This is a genomic window from Bacillus sp. m3-13 (assembly GCF_000175075.1).
Lineage (GTDB): Bacteria > Bacillota > Bacilli > Bacillales > Bacillaceae_I > Sutcliffiella_A > Sutcliffiella_A horikoshii_C.
In genome coordinates this window covers 145,449-163,572 of record NZ_ACPC01000017.1, presented here as the reverse complement: position 1 = coordinate 163,572, position 18,124 = coordinate 145,449, and the positions used below count along the sequence as shown (strand labels likewise).

The window sequence follows — 18,124 nt, the reverse complement described above, 5'->3', positions numbered from 1 at the left end:
CAAATGGCTTCGCTTTCCTAGGGGCGCTGCTGGAGCCTCCTCGGCTACGTCTGTGGGGTCTCCACCTAGCGCTATCTCCCTCAGGAGTCTACGCCTTTTGCTCCAATCAACAGCTATAAATTAGGAAAACGAAATGTTAATGCTTTTTCAGTTAACACGTTTAGAAGCCTTTCCACAAACCCTACGGTATATGAAGTCACTTTGTTGATTGGAGTGGAAGGCGCGCAGACGCCCGCGGGAGGAAGGGACAGGTGAGACCCCGCAACGAAGGAGGCCATTGAAAAAGTCTTTGATGTTAGATTTTTTTAAGACACCGCTGTTAATTTCCGCAAACGGCTTCGCTTTCCACGGGGCGACCTTGAGCCTCCTCGGGCTACGCCCTGCGGGGTCTCAACATTGTCGCTACTCCCCCACAGGAGTCTCCGCCATTTGCTCCAATCAACAGCTATAAATTATCCAAAAGATTGGTTACTAGGTTTTTCAGTGGCCTCCAACGAAGTGAGGAGGCTCACGGACCGCCCGCAGGCAAGCGAAGCGCCTGGAACGGAAATCAACGGTATTATGCTTTCTTAATCTTTATATGTCTATAAGCTTATCTATTAACTGGAATGAGAAGCTTTTGCCCGACGTTTACTTGGCCGTTCACAAGGTTATTGTGATCGCTGATGATTCTTTCTCCTTCTCTGCTGCTGAAGTATTTCATGGATATTCGGTAGAGTGTTTCACTTTCTTGGACAATATGCTCTACATATGTCACATTGGATGTTTCTTCTTCCACTTCCTCTTCCGCAACGTCCTTTTCTTCGGTTTCCGGTTGTGATGCAGGAGCTGAATCATTTTGTTCAGAAGTACTCTTATTTTCTGCCTTATCTGCAGTTTTACCAGGACCATCTGCTTCATTCTCTTGGTTTACAACCTCTTTTGCTTCACCATCCTTGGTAGACACCTGTTCCGCTTCAACAGGCGTTTCCTCGTCATTCTCTTCAACGTTGTCTACAGTACTTGCCGAAACATTGGTAGGAATAGAGATTTGCTCTACGTTCTTAACTGCTGGCGTAAACAACTTGTCTAAGAAATTGGTCTCCTGATTATTAAAATGAATGGCCATAATACTGATAGGAATTAACAAAAATAATACGCCTATCAGCCTGACGAAGGAAAAGTTCACTTTCCATTTTGTTTTTTTACTTCTTTTTTGTGCGTGAAGCTCACTTCTGGATGGGAGATTATTTGATTCCTTTTGTACTTCTTCCCGTAACCCGTCTGCTTGATCTAACCCTTTATTTTTCTCCATCTCTTACCACTCCCGTCTTCCACTTGTTATTATTATTCAAATAATCTGCTCTAATTTTGCAAGCAAGCAACATATCAATTAGGAAATGGGCCCAAATGGTAACCCATAAACTGCCTGTGACTTCATAGGTGTATCCTAAAATAAAGCTGATAATTACGACCGAGATGAACAATACCCATTTGTGCAAATACCTGATATGAAGAGCTGCAAACAAAATACTGGCAACCCATATCCCAAAATGAGTTTGAATCACTCCTCTAAAAAGGAACTCTTCTGCAAAGGATATTATGAATGCTAAAAGAATGATGTGAGGGAAGGACCTTGTCTGAAACATTTTCTCATTAATACCGCCATCATCTAAAAGGCTTTTAGGTACCATTTTCATGAGTAAAAGATCAACGCCTACCACAATTAGTGCGACGGCTGTTCCAATGACAAAAATGTTTACTGGCTGCCATGCAAATATTTGTTTAAAGGATTCCAAACTGTTAAACAAAAAATAGGCCAGTCCTAGTCCGATAACAAAAAATGCAATTTGAGAAAGATAGAGATGATATAAAAGCTCTCTAGGGTTCATATGTTTAATGATTTCTGCTTGTCTGTTTTTCAATTCTCATCTTCCTGCCAAAATATTTTTTTCAAAACCTTCTCCCAGGTTACAGGTTGATCTACATCACTTTTTGAAGTGAATTTAAATTCCCGACTATAACTGTCCATATTCAATCCACAGTTATCGCAACATTGTTGAATAGGAGTGGACATCTCTTCATCAAAATAATGCAGCAACTCTTTTCTCCTACAAAGAGCTGTGGTAGTCCAATTATTAAACTCCTTAAGCTTTGAACGTTTCATGGTAATTCGTTTGTCAATTCTGCTCTGTATCTCATCTATGCATGGTTGAAGAGAGGCGATATTCAGTTTCCCGTGTCTGTGTAAGAACTCGTTTAGTTGAAAAAAGAGATATCTCCAATAGGACTCCTGCTCTGGATATTGTTCTACCCATTCTTTCATTTGTTTTTTTGATATGGATTCTATTTCACCGTATTCATTGACCAGGTTTTGAAGGATATATGATACCCACTCCTGGTCAGGCAATTCATTGCCTATTATGAACTCTGGCAGCATCGCATCTTCCTTACTTTTCAGCAAGATTGCAATACTTTGGTTTCCCCCTCTTCCTGCACGACCAATTTCCTGCACATAAGACTCCATTTGAGTTGGCTGGTGGTAGTGAAGAACATACCGTACATTACTTTTATTAATACCCATGCCAAAAGCGCTTGTACAACAGATAAGGTCAACCTGATCCAATCAAAAACTGTTGTTGAATTAAAATTCGTTGCTCTTGTTGATAATCCGGCATGATAATATGCGACCTTGTTTATTCCATTTTCCGTTAGATATTCATAAAGTTCTTCCGTCTTTGTTCTGCTCGAAAAATAGATGATACCCGGGGGTTGCAAGTCGTTTACCAATTCAAGTAATCGTTCCTTTTTTTCTTGGTTATTGACTACTTCTTCCACTTTTAATGCTATGTTAGGTCTGTCCAATGAATTGATGTGAAAAACAGGTTCTGACATGCCTAAAAATGTTTGAATATCTTGTATGACGGCTTTTGTTGCAGTTGCAGTCAAGGCCAATGTGGGCGGTTCTCCAAGCATTTTTTTTACGGTTCCCAATTTCAGATAATCCGTCCGAAAGTCATGCCCCCATTGAGAAACACAATGTGCTTCATCTACTACAAACAAATCAATACGAACTTTTTGGAGTTTCTTGATCCATTTATCTACCTGAAGCATTTCTGGTGAGATAAAAAGGAATTTATAAGAATTCAAGTCAACGGATAACAGCTTTTCTTTTTCCGAGAAGGTCAAAAACGAGTTTAAAGCGATGACACTTTTTTCTCCACTTGACCTAAGTTGTTGTACCTGGTCTTCCATGAGGGATAATAATGGGGAAACGATGACGACAGTGCCCCCAAGAGCGTAACCTGGAAGTTGATAACATAGAGATTTACCCCCTCCTGTAGGAAGTAACGCGATGACATCTTTTTCGCTTAGGACATCCTGGATAATTTCTTTCTGACCTGGCCTAAAAGAAGAAAAGCCGGTTTTAACTTCCAGCAGAGTGTCTAGGTTCATCGCTATCCCCCATCCTTGTTAGTACTAACCTTATTTGAAAATAACTCATATCCTGATTGTTTAACTGCTCTTTAATTCTGCGAAGTTGGTGTGTTTGCAAATCATGAATAACAGCCTGGATTGCTGCTATGTCTTCCTCTTTTACATAAGGAATTAGCGAAAATTCACGAATCTGCATGGCAATCTCTACCACGTGATCTTCTATGGTACTTTCCTTCAATCTCCGGATATTGGCGATCTCCGATAGACTGAGTCCTTGATGAAGCAACTTTAAACTTTTTTGTGTGGTTTCAGTAAGCAGTGGTCTCTCCAGCAAATCACGACAAATTGAAAAAAAACTATTGTAGGTTGAAGCCGCGCCTTTTTCCTCTAAGCTTTGAATTATAAAGTGCAGAGCTGATTGGAACTCCACGTGAATCCAGGCGGAGTCTTTTTTTAAGCTTTTTGCTATTTGCTCATCTGTATTTCCTGTATGACGATAACCAGATAGTTTGAGTGCAAAGACAGTCGCTTGATTAGCCGGCAATTGAGTAAGCAAACTGTATGTTTCATTAAACAAATCATGTAACAACTGTTTTTTTGAACTGCCTTTTTGACTCAATAAATAATTTTTCACCCACCTTTGGATAGATTCATCATACTGTATAGGGATAAATGTACGTTCTTTCCCTGCCAAATTAGACATAGTTTGAACGAGTAGAGAATATCTCTTCCAAAAAGTCAAACTTTTATCTTTGTATGCATATCCATTTAAATAAGGAGATAAATAATAAAGTTTTTCGCCATCTGACAACTGCTTTTTACCTTTGTCTGTAACTTCGCAATGCTCGCTATGTACTTCACGAATAAGTTGTTCTGTCTGTAAAAAAATTATGGTTTGTTGAAGAAAGTTTCTGTTTAGATCGGGAAAAAGTCCATATACATTTACCAATGAAAAGATATTGGCATCTTGTATAGTTTGAGAAGATTTCTTTCCTCTAAATAAATGGTAGATCGCTGAAATGCTCCGTTCTCCTCTAAATGATTGGAGGCATTTCAGACACAAATATTCGAATGATTTCATCAAATTTCTACACCTTTCTTCCCCTACAGTCATTTTATCAAAATTTTGTAAAGGATGACATGTTTATCACATCTTTTCGTCGGGTAATCTAACAATATGTTTCAAAACCCTTGTGTGATAAGCATTCTCATTGAGTTTTCTATTGAAAAGTTGGGAAAACAGTTTTACAATATAAATTATAAGGAATTGGTTTCCAACTAAATTTTGGAAATCATTTAATTGACTAGTTACTATTTGGGAGGTTTATTTTCATGGCAAAATACACGATTGTTGACAAAGATACTTGTATCGCTTGTGGAGCGTGCGGTGCTGCAGCTCCAGACATCTACGACTACGATGATGAAGGTATTGCATTCGTAACACTTGATGACAACCAAGGAATTGTAGAAATTCCTGATGTGCTTGAAGAAGACATGATGGACGCTTTTGAAGGCTGTCCTACTGATTCAATTAAAATTGCTGACGAGCCATTCGATGGCGACGCATTAAAATTTGAATAGTTATAAGAAATGAAGCCCCGATCCTTATGGAATCGGGGCTTCTTCTTCATTTAATTTAAACATTCTTTATTTCTAACTGACGGTCGAGCCAAATTGCAAGCTTCTTATATAATAATAAGAACAAGAAAGTGACAATCAATCCTTTGATTATATTAAAAGGTAGGATACCCTTTACAATTCCTTCAATCATTTGAGCGGAAGACCCAGATGGGACATTAAGGAAATATGTGAATGCAGGTAAGAAAATATAATAGTTGAGTACACTCATGATCAATGCCATGGATACTGTACCCGCAACCAAACCTAATCCTAATCCTTTGGTAGTACGAATTTTATTAAAGATGAAATAAGTCGGCAGTATAAATAATACCCCTGCAGTGAAATTAGCCAACTGTCCAACAGGAACTCCTGTCATACTTCCTTGCACAATATAATGCAGGATATTTTTGATTGCTTCGACTGTAATACCAGCCACCGGCCCAAAGATAATGGCTGCCAGCAATGCCGGGACGTCACTGAAGTCCACGGATAAGAATGGCGGTAACAAAGGCAGTGGAAAGCTTAGCCACATAAGCAGATAGGAAATACCACTTAACATCCCTACTGTTACCATTTTTTTGACGCGTTTTGATTGATTCATTCTTCTTCTCTCCTTTTCAAATGGAGATCCACCTCGTACGAAAAGAGAGAATTCAAAGATGTGTGTTTATTTCATGATGCAAATCCACGCAAATAACCGCTTGTCAAAATGAACAAACGGGAGTACGAAGGCATCAGGAAATAAGCATCGAAACGAAGAAATTTCGACAACTTTGAACCTCCATCTTCTCCCATCCAGACTATACTGTCGGCTTTGGAATCGCACCAAATCCTGCCCCAACATCAGGCTCGCGGGCTTAGAGAATAACTCTCATCACCGCCGATCGGGAATTTCACCCTGCCCCGAAGATAGATCATATTATTAACTTACGAGTTTATTATACTCAAAAAATAGTAAAAAGGGAAGAGAAATGAATTGTTATTCATTTTTTATAGGAATTTTGAAACAATAAGCGCTTACATAGGTTCGACCTGTTGTAAAGTCATTGACATGCTTCCTGATAGATGATAAATTATCAGAAATTTTATAATATTTTTTTGGAGGGATTGCATTTATGTTTCATGTGCTCGTTGCAGATTCTATAAGTTCAGAAGGATTGACCCCGCTCTTAGAAGCGGAAAATGTAAAAGTATATCGGAAAGATCGGGAAGAAGACAACTACAATCCAGAAGACATCGATGCATTACTTGTACGAAGTGCCACCCAGGTGGATGATGCCCTTCTCTCTTCTCTTTCCAATCTCCAAGTAGTAGCTAGGGCAGGAGTGGGCGTGGATAATATTGATATAACCGCTGCAACCAAAAGAGGCGTCGTCGTCATAAATGCACCCGACGGAAATACCATTTCCACTGCAGAACATACTTTTGCCATGATTTCTTCATTAGTCCGTCACATACCTCAAGCAAACATGAATGTAAAAGGTGCCCAATGGAGCAGAAAGAAGTTTATTGGGACAGAACTATTCGGAAAGACCCTTGGTATTGTGGGATTTGGCCGAATCGGCGGTGAAATTGCCAAGCGTGCAAAAGCTTTTCAAATGAAAGTAGTAGTGTATGATCCGTTTTTAACTGACACGCGGGCTGAGAAGTTAAGTGTTACCTCCTTACCTTTAGACGAAGTGATGATGCAGGCGGATATCATTACCGTACATACACCTCTCACGAAAGAAACAAAAGGTTTGTTCAATAAAGAAAATATCCCTCAATTAAAGAAAGGCGTTTATCTTGTTAATTGTGCACGTGGTGGAATCATTGATGAAGAAGCATTGCTTCACCATTTGAACACAGGACATGTTGCCGGTGCTGCCCTTGATGTATTTGAAGTAGAGCCACCAACAAATCATGATCTTGTACAGCATGAGCATGTAATTGTCACACCGCACCTTGGGGCATCAACAAAAGAAGCACAATACAATGTCGCTTTCCAAGTTTCAAAAGATGTGCTGGCTTATTTAAATGGCCAATCGGTAAATACCAGCATTAACTTGCCTACTATTCCAAAAGAAATTTATAAAAAGATTCAACCGTTCTATCAACTTGGAAAAACTTTAGGTTCCATTCTTTCTCAATCTGCCAAAACACCAATTGAAGAGATTACCGCAACGTATGCTGGCGTTATAACGGAGTGGGAGACATCTATTTTGACAAAAAGTATTATTGCAGGGTTTTTGCGAAATCGTGTGGATACGACTGTTAACGAAGTGAATGCTGCTACCATTGCGAAAGAACGTGGGATCAGTTATGGAGAAAAACATCAAACAGACAGTTATGGATACTCCAATATCATTCAAGTGGAAGCGCAGGGAAAAGATGTAAACTTAGTAGTAAGGGCGACATTCATTGAAGGTTTTGGCGCTAGAATTGTTCATATGAATGGATTTGACATTGACTTTGCACCAAGCGGTCATTTGCTCTATGTGCAGCATACGGATCGTCCTGGTGTCATCGGACAACTTGGGCTCATTTTTGGTAAACATGAAACAAATATTGCTACGATGCATGTGGGACGGATGCTACAGGGCGGAAAAGCAATTATGATGCTTTCTTTTGACCAACCGCTTGAAAAAGTGCTCGTAGATGAAATCCTTCTCATACCGGATATTTCTTCTGCGATTACTTTAGAGTTATAGCAATTATTGGGAATGAAATTGTTCCCTACCATAAATTATCCCCTTACTTTTTTAAGGGGATTCTGACTGTAGAAAAACTAGCGATAATTCCAGGTTGTCTTCAGTTTTTTTGTGGAACGATATACATGTGTATTTTAATATGAATATAGATAACACGTCAGATACCGATGCCTTTGTAACTCCTGGAAACGTTCATGACTCTGTTCCCTATCCCTCACGCCTAGACCGTCAAATCAAACGCTTTGGATTTATAGTGGAACCTGTAGCACTTGTTTCTGGCTATTGCTATCTTACCAAACCGATTTGTAAGGGATTATCAGATAGAAAGATATTTGGAGTAATTGCACATAGAAGGTTTCAACCGACCAAAGGTCTCTTTCCAAAATGGAAATTCACCTATCAGCCAAAGACCCGGTTGGGCTAGGTATGTGGGAACCTTTTTCTCTCAGGTAGGATGCGAAATTAAACCAAATCTTCGACCAAAATATATGTAGAGTTTCTCTGCAAGCTGACGAGCACTAATAAGTGCTCGTTTTTGGAGTCTACACCTATTATCACCAAGTTAATTATTATCTTTGGTATAGGTATGTTTGCTGTTCGTAAGTTTCTGTAAATCTTCTCTATATAAAGTATCCTTCAATTCCTGCATTTTAAATGGAATTAATGGTGAAAGATAGGGAACACCTACTGATTTTAGGCTCACCATATAAATTATTTGCAGGGTTATAGCAATAATTAACCCGGTAAATCCAAAAAAATTAGCAGTAAGCAAAAATATGATTCTTAGAGTGTTATCAACTACTACGAGCCCTCTGTTTGCCCCTAAGAAACTTGAGAGAGTTGTTATCCCAATGACGATTAGACTGACTGGATGGATTAATTTTGCCGTAACGGCTGTTTCGCCAATTACGATTGTTCCGATTAAAGAAACCAAAATTACTGCCGTTTGCGGAAGCCGGAACGAAACATCGACTAGTATTCTTATCAAAAATATTAGAATGATAATTTCCCAAAAGGTCGGCAACAGCTCATCCTTAGAAATGATTGCTTCTGAAATCTTTTTTGGCAGATCATCTTTGTGAAAATTGGCTAACGCTATATAAACAGCAGGCAGATATACTCCCATCAAAAATGCAAACAATCTCATTGTCCGGCTAGTAAACCTGCCCAATGGAATGTGATATTCATCAGGTGCCTGAAGAAATTCGACAAATAGAGCAGGAGCTATGATGGCAAAAGGGTATCCATCAACAATAACGGCTACTCTTCCTTCAAATAAGGAAGAGACCACTCCGTCAATTCTTTCGGAATGCCTTATTCGTGGAAAAATAGACCTTGGCTTTCCCTCTAATACATCCTCTACTACTCTTTCACTGAGGACATACTTTATCCTAAGACTATTTATTCTCTTTTTAACTTTTTTTAATATTCCTTTATCCACAATTCCTTCAATGTATAAGATAGAAACTGATGTTGGGGAAATTGAGCCCAACTCTATTGTATCTACACAAAAATCGAGAGTTTTTATTGAACTTCTTATCAGATTGATATTTGTTTTCATTTTTTCAGTTAATCCAATTTGGGGACCTCTTGCGCTACGTTCTCCTACTGTTGCTTCGATGCTTCTTTCCGCCCACTTAGGAGATGGGATGATGATCCCTTGTTGATACTCGTTTATCAGTAAGACAGCACTCCCCTGTACAATGGCATCGGTCAGCTCTTTATACTTAGTAGTGGTCTTCACATCTGCCGATTCAATGATTCTTCCCATTATCTTATCTATGAGTAATTCCTTCATACATACAGTCTTAAAGGTTTCCAATAAAGGCTTGACCACATGTTCCTGAATCAGATCTAAATCAATGATTCCGTCTAGATAGACAACAGCCATTTCGGCAGAACCCTTGTAACCCACCTTTAAATTACGTACTTTAAGATCGGATGTATGGTGAAAAGAATTTTGGATATTTCTGATATTTTCTTCAAGGCATTTTTCTATGTTAAGCATAATACTACCTCCCTTACAGGTAGTATTAGGAAATATCAAAATACTATACTTTTGTCGATGCAGGCGATGCTTACTTTCTTTGCATTAAATCTAAAGAAGATGGCCAACTGGACAGGGAGAGGTCCAGCGATAGCCTATAAATAGTATTTAGGAAGTCTATCTTTTCATATCCAATTTAACTAAATATTAAAAAGGGATTTGGAATGTGAACATTCCGAACCCCTTTTGTTTATAAACTGTGTCCCCTTACTTTTGTAAGGGGGATTTTTACTGCCATTATTTTTATTGAGTGGACAGGATTAACCTAATTCTACCTCTCTGCGTTCTCCTCTATTAAAAGTCATAATTGTTTTGTATCCTACTTCTTTTGCAAGCTGAACGGCTTGGTCATAATCGGCCCCTACATGTTCAGGCACATGTGCATCGGATGAGAGCACAATTGGCACCCCTTTGTCATGACACGTTTTCAGCAATCGTTTATCCGGATATAACTCTCCCACGGGTTTCCTAAGTCCCGCAGTACTTATTTCTACACAAGTTTTAGAGTTAGCTAGAGCCGAAGCTGCCCGCTCATACTGCTCTAAAAGAAATTCTTCGTCCTTTGGCACGTATTTGAAAATCTTTACTAGATCTAGATGTCCGATTATATCGAACATATTTGACTCAGCAAGAGTAACTACTTGATCAAAATATTTCGTATACACCTCATTGGTATCGCGGCGGTCCCATTCTTTACGAAACTCGGCCAAGTCAATCCCAAAGTCCCCTACCCAATGTATGGAACCGATCACATAGTCAAAAGGATAAGCATCGATAAATTTTTTCATCTCGGCATGCTTGCCAGGTGTATAATCCATTTCAATGGACATTTTCACATTGATATCTTCATTCCAGGCCTGTTGGAAAAGTTGATAATATTCGGCCATATCATAATATCTTCGTTCCTCCACCCAGGGGTTGCTGAGAATATCTTTTGTTTGATAGAAATGATAGGCATGTTCTGAGATACCAAACTCTTCTATCTCTTTTTGTTGAGCTACCTTTGTAAATTGTTTTAGGTATTCTAGAGTTAATGTTCCTCTTTCCAAATGGTTATGATAATCTGTCAGCATAAACTGTCCCCTCTCATCTTTTTTGCTAATTATACTATTAATATAAAGAGAGATGGGTTGTATTTTCAAAAAATTCATAAAAAAGGGTGCCTAATCAGCACCTTTTTCTTCATCATTTAATAATGGTGTACTATCTCCTAAATTGTATAGGCTACCGTCTTGGTGATCTGTTTCATGGTAGAACTTCTGCTCAAGCTCAAGGTTTGCAGTAGTAGCCTCATCTGCTGTCTTACTTTTCACGTCTTTTTTCACCATGCCACCTCCGTATTTATTGAGCGGTGTATCCTCCATCCATCACAACCGCTTGACCTTTGCAATGGCAGAAACAAGTGGAGCTATCCAGATAATGGACCAGCCAAGGTAAGCTAATAGCATTAAAAGCACCAGCCCGACAATAATACTAAACATATGTACCCTCCTTTATATGGAAAAAAAGGGATTCTTCCATATATGGTGGTAGTATCTTCTTTTTGAATTGGAAATATGTATATAGGTAGGGTTGGTGTGAGAGCATTATTTGCTGGGGTTTTTGGGGAGGTTTTGGGGCCGTTTTTTAAAATTAGGTAACTAGGGGAATTTTTATTTGACCGAAGCTCCGGCTTTAGCTGCTCTTTAGGCTTATAGAGCTCTTCTATTTGACCGAAGCTCCAGCTATAGTTGCTTTTTAGGCTTATAGAACCCTTCTATACGACCGAAGCTCCGGCTTTAGCTGCTCTTCAGGCTTATAGAGCCCTTCTATTTGACCGAAGCTCCGGCTATAGTTGCTCTTTAGGCTTATAGAGCCCTTCTATACGACCGAAGCTCTGACCATAGCTGCTCTTTGGGCTTATAGAACCCTTCTATACGACCGAAGCTCTGACAATAGTTGCTCTTTGGGCTTATAGAACCCTTCTATACGACCGAAGCTCCGGCTATAGTTGCTCTTTAGTCTTATAGAGCCCTTCTATACGACCGTATCAACTGTTCCAAAAGAATTTTCGAGCAAAGAGACGACATAAAAGTAAAAAAGCGTGCTCATCTGCACGCTTTTCATACTTACTCGCTATACGGTATAGGATTCGGAGAGTAAGGCACGCTTACCTCTTCATTGAGTGTGATAGTCCCAATCATCCCTTCTTGAGAAGATTCAAAGACCACAGCACTTAACCCAAATTCTTTTGCTACCATCATCATCGCCTCAAGGGCAAAGATGCTTTCGTCGTTATTTTCAAGTACGCTGCTATCTGCCAGCTTAATGCGAACTACAGTTTTATCTTTTTCAAGCGCCAAACTTTCCACTTGCACCGTATCTGGAATAGCGGGCTCTAGTTTACTGGTATCAGCTTGCTCCGGGGCACTTGTCATCGCCGTGAGAGCATCTCCGATTGAAAGATATCTTTCATGCCCTGGAACCAATAAAGGCAGGCTACCTGTGTGATATTTGAAATACGCACGCTTGTTTTTAGTCTGTAACTCTATCGGACCATTATATACATCGTTGCCAACTTGCACACCTTTAGTTGATCCATTATCACTAAATAAGAAATGAGTGTATTGATTGCTAAAAGTATCGCTTAATTCTTTAGGGAAAAGTCTGCTTTGATAAGATGTTAAACCTTTAGCCATATCTGTTACATCTAAGATTGGCATCGCCCTATCTAACCCTATGTCACCTTCTGAAATTTTTACATTGTCATTGATAGTTGGCGCATTAACCCCATAGTCCTCGTAAGCTATTCCTCCCCGCACCTTATTGAGAGCATCCACATACGTGTCACTTTCTCCACGAGGAACAATCACAGTCAATGGCGTGCTGGAACCACCATGTTTAAAGTTATCCGCCTCCATTAAGGACACGCCAATGGTTACAGCGTACTCTAATTCTATATTATAAGAAGTTGTAACAAAACTCTTACCGTCCAATGAAGTGATCTCAGCTGCAGCAAAGTCATTGGATTCCTCTTCCCCTTCCGCCTTTAGTGAAGATTCTTCCTCTTCCTCTAAGGCTTCCCTGCTAATATCTGCGGCAGAATCCTCTGCACTATCATCTGCATTCATTGTTGCGGTGTCCATACTTTCTTCTGAACTGCTGTCAGATCCACTTAAACTCATGTCGAACTGCATGTTGTTTACGAACATAGGTGCAACCAGCGCGAACAGCACTAATGCCGCAACTAATGCAAAAGCAGGTACTATTTTCGAACGCCGCGGTGAATTTGCTAGTTTTGGCTGTATTTCTTTATATATTTGTTTCGGGTCACGATCATCTTTAATTTTAGGCATTTGCCTTAACAACTTTTCAATTTGGTCTTCATCATTATGACGCATTGCTGTTTCCTCCTTTCTCTTGAAGTTCTTCCATATATGCCTTCAAGACCTTTAAGGCTCTATGTTGAGTAGTTTTCACCTTACTTTCCGTCCAGCCAAGAATTTGGGCTGTTTCTTGAATAGAAAGGGCTTGTATGTACCGGAGGATAAGGACTAGTCGGTGATCGACTTTACATTTATCCAAACAACGGTACATTTGTTGAACTTGTTCATTTTGTACGGCTATCTCTTCAGGAAGTGGAGCGTGATCTTTTACCTGTTGTTTGTTCCAGTCGAAAGTTTCAAGTAGTTTGTTTTTCCATCCTTTTTGTTTGCGAAAGGAATCAATGGCAACATGCTTGGCAATTGAAAACAGCCAGGTCTTTTCACTGCTTTTCCCTTCAAAACGGTCATAGGAACGTAAAACTTTTATATAAACTTCTTGAACGAGGTCTTCCGCTTGCTCCTTGTTGTTCACCATGTAATATAAGAACTGATAAACATCCTGGTGATATTTTTCATAGAGCTCTTGAAAAACGGTATTCATAGTTTCCCTCCGTTCATTTCATTAGTCGTATATTATAGTAAGAAAGTTACATTACAAATATATTAAAAAAATTACAATTTGACTAGGGTTATTTGGCAATTATTTCTTTTTGTTTTTTGTCTGTAATATAAGTATAAGGGATGTCCGTATAGTATTGTAGGGATTTTTGTAGGCTTTTCTAAAGAGGTTATATACATATTTCGACCTATTTTGATTGCGCCGCTGTTGATTTCCGCAAATAGCTTCGCTTTCCGCGGGCGACCTTGAGCCTCCTCACTTCGTTGCGGGGTCTCAACAATGTCGCTACTCTCCGCAGGAGTCTTCGCCATTTGCTCCAATCACCAGCTAGAAATTCCTAGTAACTCTGCTTCACTTTTTTACATAGTAAAACGCCAATCCACAGAGGATTGGCGCTCCCGTATCATTTCTTGTAGGTGCTGCTCATTTGATATTGTGCCAGGCTCTCTTTTCTTTTAATGATGAATGGAGCTCTTTCGTTTAAGAGTTTGGAAAGGATCGGATAAAGAATAATGAAGAAAACGACATTTCCGACTGCATGGTTGATATCAAATGGTAGTCCAGCAAGATAATATGGCCAAAATGGAAAATCTCCGACAATCATGTTTTGGATGGAGAAAACAAAACCGAAAAATAGCCCGCAAAGCCCAGCATAGAGGGAAAGAATGAATACTGGGATTCTTTTAAACCAAATCCCAATTGCACCACTTAACAATCCAATGATTGACCATGCAAAGATTTGTGTGAATGTCCACATGCCAGTACCAAGAACTAGATTCGTTGCAAAGGTCGTACCTACTGCAAGAATCACACCTGAAACAGGTCCCATCCAGAAAGCACAAATTATGATGATTGCCGTCACTGGCTGGACGTTAGGTATGGATGCGAAAACAATTCTCCCTACTACACAAATGGCTATTAAAACACCAAGCAGCGCTATTTTTCTGGTTGCCATCATCATTCCACCTTTTGATAATCAAAATGAACTTCGTCGTTCTCCTCTAGCGTATAATCACTTGCCCCGACCATTAAGCTTTCACCGTTGACGGAGATGTTCCAATAATAATCAGATTCTTCCTCAGATCCAAGACCGTCGATTCCGACGATGAAATCTCCTCCAAAACCTGTAGTAAGCTCAAAGTTGCGGTCCATAACTTCCATCAAAGACTCACCTTCTTCAAACTCAACTGTTTCCTCACTAATGGCTTCTTCGCCTTCTTTCGTTAGTTTAATCGTGGTGGAAAGTTGACTTTCTTGTTGTTCTTCTGTTTCAACAGGAGTCTCATTATTAGCAGACTGATTTGTTTCATTGCCTGCATTAGCGCAGCCTGTAATGGCAAGCGTTAATGATAGTAAAAGTGTAAGTAAAAGTTTTTTCATCTGTTTTTTTCCCCTTATGTAATAAATTTGCAGTGCAAGTAGTAAAACCGTGAAATTGTCTCCTCCTATCTTTACCCCTAATGTTCCAATCAATATGTGCTGAGCATAACAAAAAACCTCATCCAATTTCAGGATGAGGTGATAACGGCATTGTCATAATACGACAAATAAAGACGGAGTTCTGCCGTCTCTCCTACTCAACCCCCGAAGTATTGAAACTGGTATAATAATTGGCAGGTCTACTGACTTATGCTTCTTCCTACTTTGAGCCTTCCCATATGGGGACCTAATTTCTTAAGCCCGATCATACAGTGGTCATCTCATTTCGTCCACATTTACAGTTGCGGGGACAGTTTTGGCATTTCACCAAATTCCCTATTAAGTCACCATTGTGACACCAACTATTTCGATTGCTATTCAATTAACTATGTTCATATTACAAGATATGTCTGGTCTTGACAAGATAATGTTTCATATAAAACAAGATTTTTCGCTACACATCTCCATTTTGAGCGTGTTTTTGTGGAATATACATGGAAAATGTCGTTCCCTCGTTCTCTTTTGAATGAACGGATATGGTACCTCGGTGTGCTTCTATGATATTTTTCACAATAGCTAGTCCCAGTCCTGTTCCTGCACGCCCTCTTGTACGTGCTTTATCCGCTTTATAGAAGCGTTCAAAAACAAAAGGCAGATCTTCTTCCGGGATTCCGTGCCCAGAATCTTTTACATCTATTTTGACTCCGTTGTTTATTAATTTTGCATGAATGGTTATAGTCCCATCGTCTGCAGTATGTCGAATCGCGTTGTCTACCAAGTTCGTCATTACCTGTTCCATACGGTCCACATCCATTTGGATGACTCCATCACCTTCTACACGTGATTGCAACACGATGGACTTCTCTTTTGCAAGGCCCTGAAACTTTCTTGTTATCTTTTCGACAAAAGCCACAATATTGGCATTTTCATAATTCAAGGAAATATGACCTGCTTCCATTCTCGCTAAATCAAGTAAGTCATTTACAAGGCGGCCCATCCTGAGTGATTCATCATATATAACGGATGCGAGCTCTTTTTTCTCTTCGTCGGTTCCGGCAATATCATCGACAATTGCTTCACTATAGCCTTGCAGCATAGAAATTGGTGTACGCAATTCATGGGACACATTGGCTATAAAGTCTTTACGAAGTTTGTCCAATCTTCTCTCTTCCGTCATATCCCGTATTACTGCAACAGCCCCGCGGATATGGGTCTGAGTATATAGTGGACTCATTACGATCACCCACGTACGCCCTTGATACGTAAGTTCGATGCTTTGTTCTTTTTCCACAGAAACGGCCCGTTGGAACATTTCCACCACTTCACCCGGCAGGTCTTCTCCGCTGGCATTGCCTTCTTGATAGTACCAGGCTTGTAAGAACTTCTCCGCCGGTGGGTTGGTTACAAGAATGGTGCCATCTCGATTTAAGGTGATAACCCCATCGGCCATACTGCTGAGAATGTTGGCTAAATGCTCCTTCTCTTGATTCAAGGCGTTAATATTAAACTTGAGTTGTCTGCCCATCTGATTAAAGGCCATTCCAAGTTCTCCGATTTCATCCGAAGTAAGAATAGGAACCTTTGTATCGAACTTTCCTCTTGCCACTTCAAAGGCGGCCTCTCGCATATTACGCAACGGCGCTGTGATTCTTGTAGATAAGAAGAATGCGAAAATGGTCGTTAGGAAGATAGCAAAACCTGCAGCAAGCAAAATAAGTTTTGTTGTTTGTTTGGTTGTCTCTTTGATGGCAAGCAGGGACTGATAAACGAAAACAGCTCCATCTTTATCTTCATTTATATGCAAGGGAATTCCGACGATCATTACTTCGCCTTGCATTTCATCTGTAATTTGAAAATCTGGCAAATAAGTCTTTTTCGTCACGATAGGCTGATCTTCAAAGACGAGGGAAAGGTCCGGGTCATTTAGGAAGAATTCAGCTGGCAGGTGGTCAATTTGTGAGGTTGGGGAATGAGCGTACTCTCCCTTGTCCGTAAAAATAACTACCCGGGACACATCATCTACAAGCTCCCAAGCAATAGATTTCGATTGCTCCATGTCTTCATGCTGCTCAAGAATTAATGAAATCTTACTCGCTGCCTGGGTCAGATCCTTTTCTGCTTCCTGTACATGGTAATTCTCAAAGAACTCTAGTAAAAGAATGGTTAAAACAAATAAAACAAATGAAACTAACAGTAACACTGTAAGCCAAAGCTTACCTACTACACTTCTCCAAATCATGATTCATTGCCAACCTCGAATTTATAGCCTACGCCCCATACTGTTACAATCATTTTAGACGCTGGTTCTGACACTTTGTTTAATTTCTCGCGAAGGCGTTTCACATGCGTGTCAACTGTACGTAAATCCCCAAAGAATTCGTATTGCCAGACTTCTTTCAACAGTTGCTCGCGGTCGAAAACTTTATCAGGAGATTTTGCAAGAAAGTAAAGAAGTTCATATTCTTTAGGGGTAAGATTAATCTCTTTCCCTTCAGACGTCACTCTGTGTGCATCATTATCAATAGTTAAGTGAGGAAAGACGATGACATCCTTTGTTGTTGTTTCAGTTGTCAAGAACGTTGTGCTAGAGGATCGACGTAATAACGCTTTCACTCTAAGCACTACTTCTCGTGGGCTGAACGGTTTTACAATATAGTCGTCAGTTCCCATTTCAAACCCTTGCACTCTGTTCGTTTCTTCCCCTTTGGCTGTCAGCATAATAATGGGGGTGGCTTTTTTCTCCCGAATTTCTTTACACACTTCCATCCCGTCCATGCCAGGCATCATGACATCGAGCAAAATGACATCGTATTCTTTTTCAAGCGCCATCTCAAGCGCCGTATTGCCGTTATCAGCTTCTTCAATTACATAATTTTCTCTTTCAAGATACATTTTCAATAACCTTCTAATACGGTCCTCATCATCCACTACAAGGATTCTCACTTCTTTTTCCATATTCATAAACCCCCTTCAAATATCTGCAAGAAAAGCCCCCACAATATTGTGA

17 protein-coding genes, 2 pseudogenes and 2 riboswitches are annotated in these 18,124 nt (G+C 39.8%); of the genes and pseudogenes, 4 read left to right on the top strand and 15 right to left on the bottom strand.

Features of this window, described 5'->3' with window-relative positions; genetic code table 11:
- Positions 1-429 precede the first annotated feature (429 nt).
- A complete protein-coding gene (locus M313_RS25810) occupies positions 430-573 on the top strand; it encodes a hypothetical protein (protein WP_010194498.1) in 144 nt (47 codons plus the stop codon).
- Between the two features lie 19 nt (positions 574-592).
- Here the strand turns inward: M313_RS25810 and M313_RS24565 are convergent, their stop codons facing one another.
- The 5 genes and pseudogenes from M313_RS24565 to M313_RS0109205 all read right to left on the bottom strand — a co-directional run bounded on the left by M313_RS24565 (position 593) and on the right by M313_RS0109205 (position 4,498).
- Positions 593-1,294 (bottom strand): LysM peptidoglycan-binding domain-containing protein, encoded by a 702-nt coding sequence (locus tag M313_RS24565; RefSeq protein ID WP_010194497.1) that lies wholly within the window; start codon positions 1,292-1,294, stop codon positions 593-595.
- Entirely contained in the window at positions 1,281-1,904 is a 624-nt protein-coding gene (locus M313_RS0109215) for a CPBP family intramembrane glutamic endopeptidase (RefSeq protein WP_010194494.1), read from the bottom strand. Before M313_RS0109215 ends, M313_RS24565 begins: the two co-directional genes overlap by 14 nt.
- A complete protein-coding gene (locus M313_RS25580; RefSeq protein ID WP_157182443.1) occupies positions 1,901-2,494 on the bottom strand; it encodes a RecQ family zinc-binding domain-containing protein in 594 nt (197 codons plus the stop codon). The genes M313_RS0109215 and M313_RS25580 overlap by 4 nt, the downstream gene beginning before the upstream one ends.
- A 128-nt stretch (positions 2,495-2,622) precedes the next feature.
- Positions 2,623-3,435 (bottom strand): annotated as a pseudogene (locus M313_RS23185) (RecQ family ATP-dependent DNA helicase); the annotation flags it as partial.
- Positions 3,407-4,498 (bottom strand): YpbB family protein, encoded by a 1,092-nt coding sequence (locus tag M313_RS0109205; protein WP_010194492.1) that lies wholly within the window; start codon positions 4,496-4,498, stop codon positions 3,407-3,409. The gene M313_RS0109205 and the pseudogene M313_RS23185, both read right to left, overlap by 29 nt.
- Before the next feature lie 251 nt (positions 4,499-4,749).
- Between M313_RS0109205 and M313_RS0109200 the strand changes: the two genes are divergently transcribed.
- Positions 4,750-4,998, top strand: a complete 249-nt coding sequence (locus M313_RS0109200; RefSeq protein ID WP_010194489.1) for a ferredoxin — start codon at positions 4,750-4,752, stop codon at positions 4,996-4,998.
- A 55-nt stretch (positions 4,999-5,053) separates the two neighbouring features.
- Here the strand turns inward: M313_RS0109200 and M313_RS0109195 are convergent, their stop codons facing one another.
- Positions 5,054-5,638: an ECF transporter S component gene (locus M313_RS0109195; RefSeq protein ID WP_010194488.1), complete on the bottom strand. Its 585-nt coding sequence runs from the start codon at positions 5,636-5,638 to the stop codon at positions 5,054-5,056.
- Between the two features lie 178 nt (positions 5,639-5,816).
- Positions 5,817-5,952, bottom strand: a riboswitch (FMN riboswitch).
- Between the two features lie 200 nt (positions 5,953-6,152).
- On the opposite strand from M313_RS0109195, the gene serA reads away from it, so the two are divergent.
- Both serA and M313_RS25160 read left to right on the top strand, forming a co-directional pair.
- Positions 6,153-7,727, top strand: coding sequence for a phosphoglycerate dehydrogenase (gene serA / locus M313_RS0109190; RefSeq protein ID WP_010194486.1), 1,575 nt, complete (start codon positions 6,153-6,155; stop codon positions 7,725-7,727).
- A 163-nt stretch (positions 7,728-7,890) separates the two neighbouring features.
- Positions 7,891-8,127 (top strand): annotated as a pseudogene (locus M313_RS25160) (IS5/IS1182 family transposase); the annotation flags it as partial.
- Positions 8,128-8,289: 162 nt separating this feature from the next.
- Here the strand turns inward: M313_RS25160 and M313_RS0109185 are convergent.
- The 9 genes from M313_RS0109185 to M313_RS0109135 form a co-directional block, all read right to left on the bottom strand.
- Positions 8,290-9,735 (bottom strand): spore germination protein, encoded by a 1,446-nt coding sequence (locus M313_RS0109185; protein WP_010194478.1) that lies wholly within the window; start codon positions 9,733-9,735, stop codon positions 8,290-8,292.
- A 299-nt stretch (positions 9,736-10,034) separates the two neighbouring features.
- A complete protein-coding gene (locus M313_RS0109180) occupies positions 10,035-10,847 on the bottom strand; it encodes a histidinol-phosphatase (protein ID WP_010194474.1) in 813 nt (270 codons plus the stop codon).
- Between the two features lie 90 nt (positions 10,848-10,937).
- On the bottom strand, positions 10,938-11,138 hold the full coding sequence (locus tag M313_RS0109175) for a hypothetical protein (RefSeq protein WP_010194472.1): 201 nt from the start codon (positions 11,136-11,138) through the stop codon (positions 10,938-10,940).
- Positions 11,139-11,882: 744 nt separating this feature from the next.
- Positions 11,883-13,154: a hypothetical protein gene (locus M313_RS0109165; RefSeq protein ID WP_010194469.1), complete on the bottom strand. Its 1,272-nt coding sequence runs from the start codon at positions 13,152-13,154 to the stop codon at positions 11,883-11,885.
- Positions 13,144-13,680 carry an RNA polymerase sigma factor SigX gene (gene sigX, locus M313_RS0109160; RefSeq protein ID WP_010194467.1) on the bottom strand — a complete coding sequence of 179 codons (537 nt, stop codon included), beginning with the start codon at positions 13,678-13,680 and terminating at the stop codon, positions 13,144-13,146. Before sigX ends, M313_RS0109165 begins: the two co-directional genes overlap by 11 nt.
- Before the next feature lie 421 nt (positions 13,681-14,101).
- Complete coding sequence (locus M313_RS0109150; RefSeq protein WP_010194465.1) at positions 14,102-14,653, bottom strand: ECF transporter S component; 552 nt, start codon at positions 14,651-14,653, stop codon at positions 14,102-14,104.
- 2 nt (positions 14,654-14,655) lie between these two features.
- On the bottom strand, positions 14,656-15,078 hold the full coding sequence (locus M313_RS0109145; protein WP_010194462.1) for a DUF4430 domain-containing protein: 423 nt from the start codon (positions 15,076-15,078) through the stop codon (positions 14,656-14,658).
- A gap of 215 nt (positions 15,079-15,293) precedes the next feature.
- Positions 15,294-15,495: riboswitch (cobalamin riboswitch) on the bottom strand.
- Positions 15,496-15,571: 76 nt separating this feature from the next.
- Positions 15,572-17,356, bottom strand: a complete 1,785-nt coding sequence (locus tag M313_RS0109140; RefSeq protein WP_010194459.1) for an ATP-binding protein — start codon at positions 17,354-17,356, stop codon at positions 15,572-15,574.
- Positions 17,353-18,078 (bottom strand): response regulator transcription factor, encoded by a 726-nt coding sequence (locus tag M313_RS0109135; RefSeq protein ID WP_029326411.1) that lies wholly within the window; start codon positions 18,076-18,078, stop codon positions 17,353-17,355. The genes M313_RS0109140 and M313_RS0109135 overlap by 4 nt, the downstream gene beginning before the upstream one ends.
- Between the last annotated feature and the right edge of the window lie 46 nt (positions 18,079-18,124).

What these genes read in the sequence shown, in the direction of transcription:
- M313_RS0109150 (WP_010194465.1), bottom strand. Translation starts at nt 14,653, where the DNA reads ATGGCAACCAGAAAAATAGCGCTGCTTGGTGTTTTAATAGCCATTTGT.
- M313_RS24565 (WP_010194497.1), bottom strand. Translation starts at nt 1,294, where the DNA reads ATGGAGAAAAATAAAGGGTTAGATCAAGCAGACGGGTTACGGGAAGAA.
- M313_RS0109135 (WP_029326411.1), bottom strand. Translation starts at nt 18,078, where the DNA reads ATGAATATGGAAAAAGAAGTGAGAATCCTTGTAGTGGATGATGAGGAC.
- M313_RS0109205 (WP_010194492.1), bottom strand. Translation starts at nt 4,498, where the DNA reads ATGAAATCATTCGAATATTTGTGTCTGAAATGCCTCCAATCATTTAGA.
- M313_RS0109180 (WP_010194474.1), bottom strand. Translation starts at nt 10,847, where the DNA reads ATGCTGACAGATTATCATAACCATTTGGAAAGAGGAACATTAACTCTA.
- serA (WP_010194486.1), top strand. Translation starts at nt 6,153, where the DNA reads ATGTTTCATGTGCTCGTTGCAGATTCTATAAGTTCAGAAGGATTGACC.
- M313_RS0109165 (WP_010194469.1), bottom strand. Translation starts at nt 13,154, where the DNA reads ATGCGTCATAATGATGAAGACCAAATTGAAAAGTTGTTAAGGCAAATG.
- M313_RS0109200 (WP_010194489.1), top strand. Translation starts at nt 4,750, where the DNA reads ATGGCAAAATACACGATTGTTGACAAAGATACTTGTATCGCTTGTGGA.
- M313_RS0109140 (WP_010194459.1), bottom strand. Translation starts at nt 17,356, where the DNA reads ATGATTTGGAGAAGTGTAGTAGGTAAGCTTTGGCTTACAGTGTTACTG.
- M313_RS0109185 (WP_010194478.1), bottom strand. Translation starts at nt 9,735, where the DNA reads ATGCTTAACATAGAAAAATGCCTTGAAGAAAATATCAGAAATATCCAA.
- M313_RS0109195 (WP_010194488.1), bottom strand. Translation starts at nt 5,638, where the DNA reads ATGAATCAATCAAAACGCGTCAAAAAAATGGTAACAGTAGGGATGTTA.
- sigX (WP_010194467.1), bottom strand. Translation starts at nt 13,680, where the DNA reads ATGAATACCGTTTTTCAAGAGCTCTATGAAAAATATCACCAGGATGTT.
- M313_RS0109145 (WP_010194462.1), bottom strand. Translation starts at nt 15,078, where the DNA reads ATGAAAAAACTTTTACTTACACTTTTACTATCATTAACGCTTGCCATT.
- M313_RS0109175 (WP_010194472.1), bottom strand. Translation starts at nt 11,138, where the DNA reads ATGGAGGATACACCGCTCAATAAATACGGAGGTGGCATGGTGAAAAAA.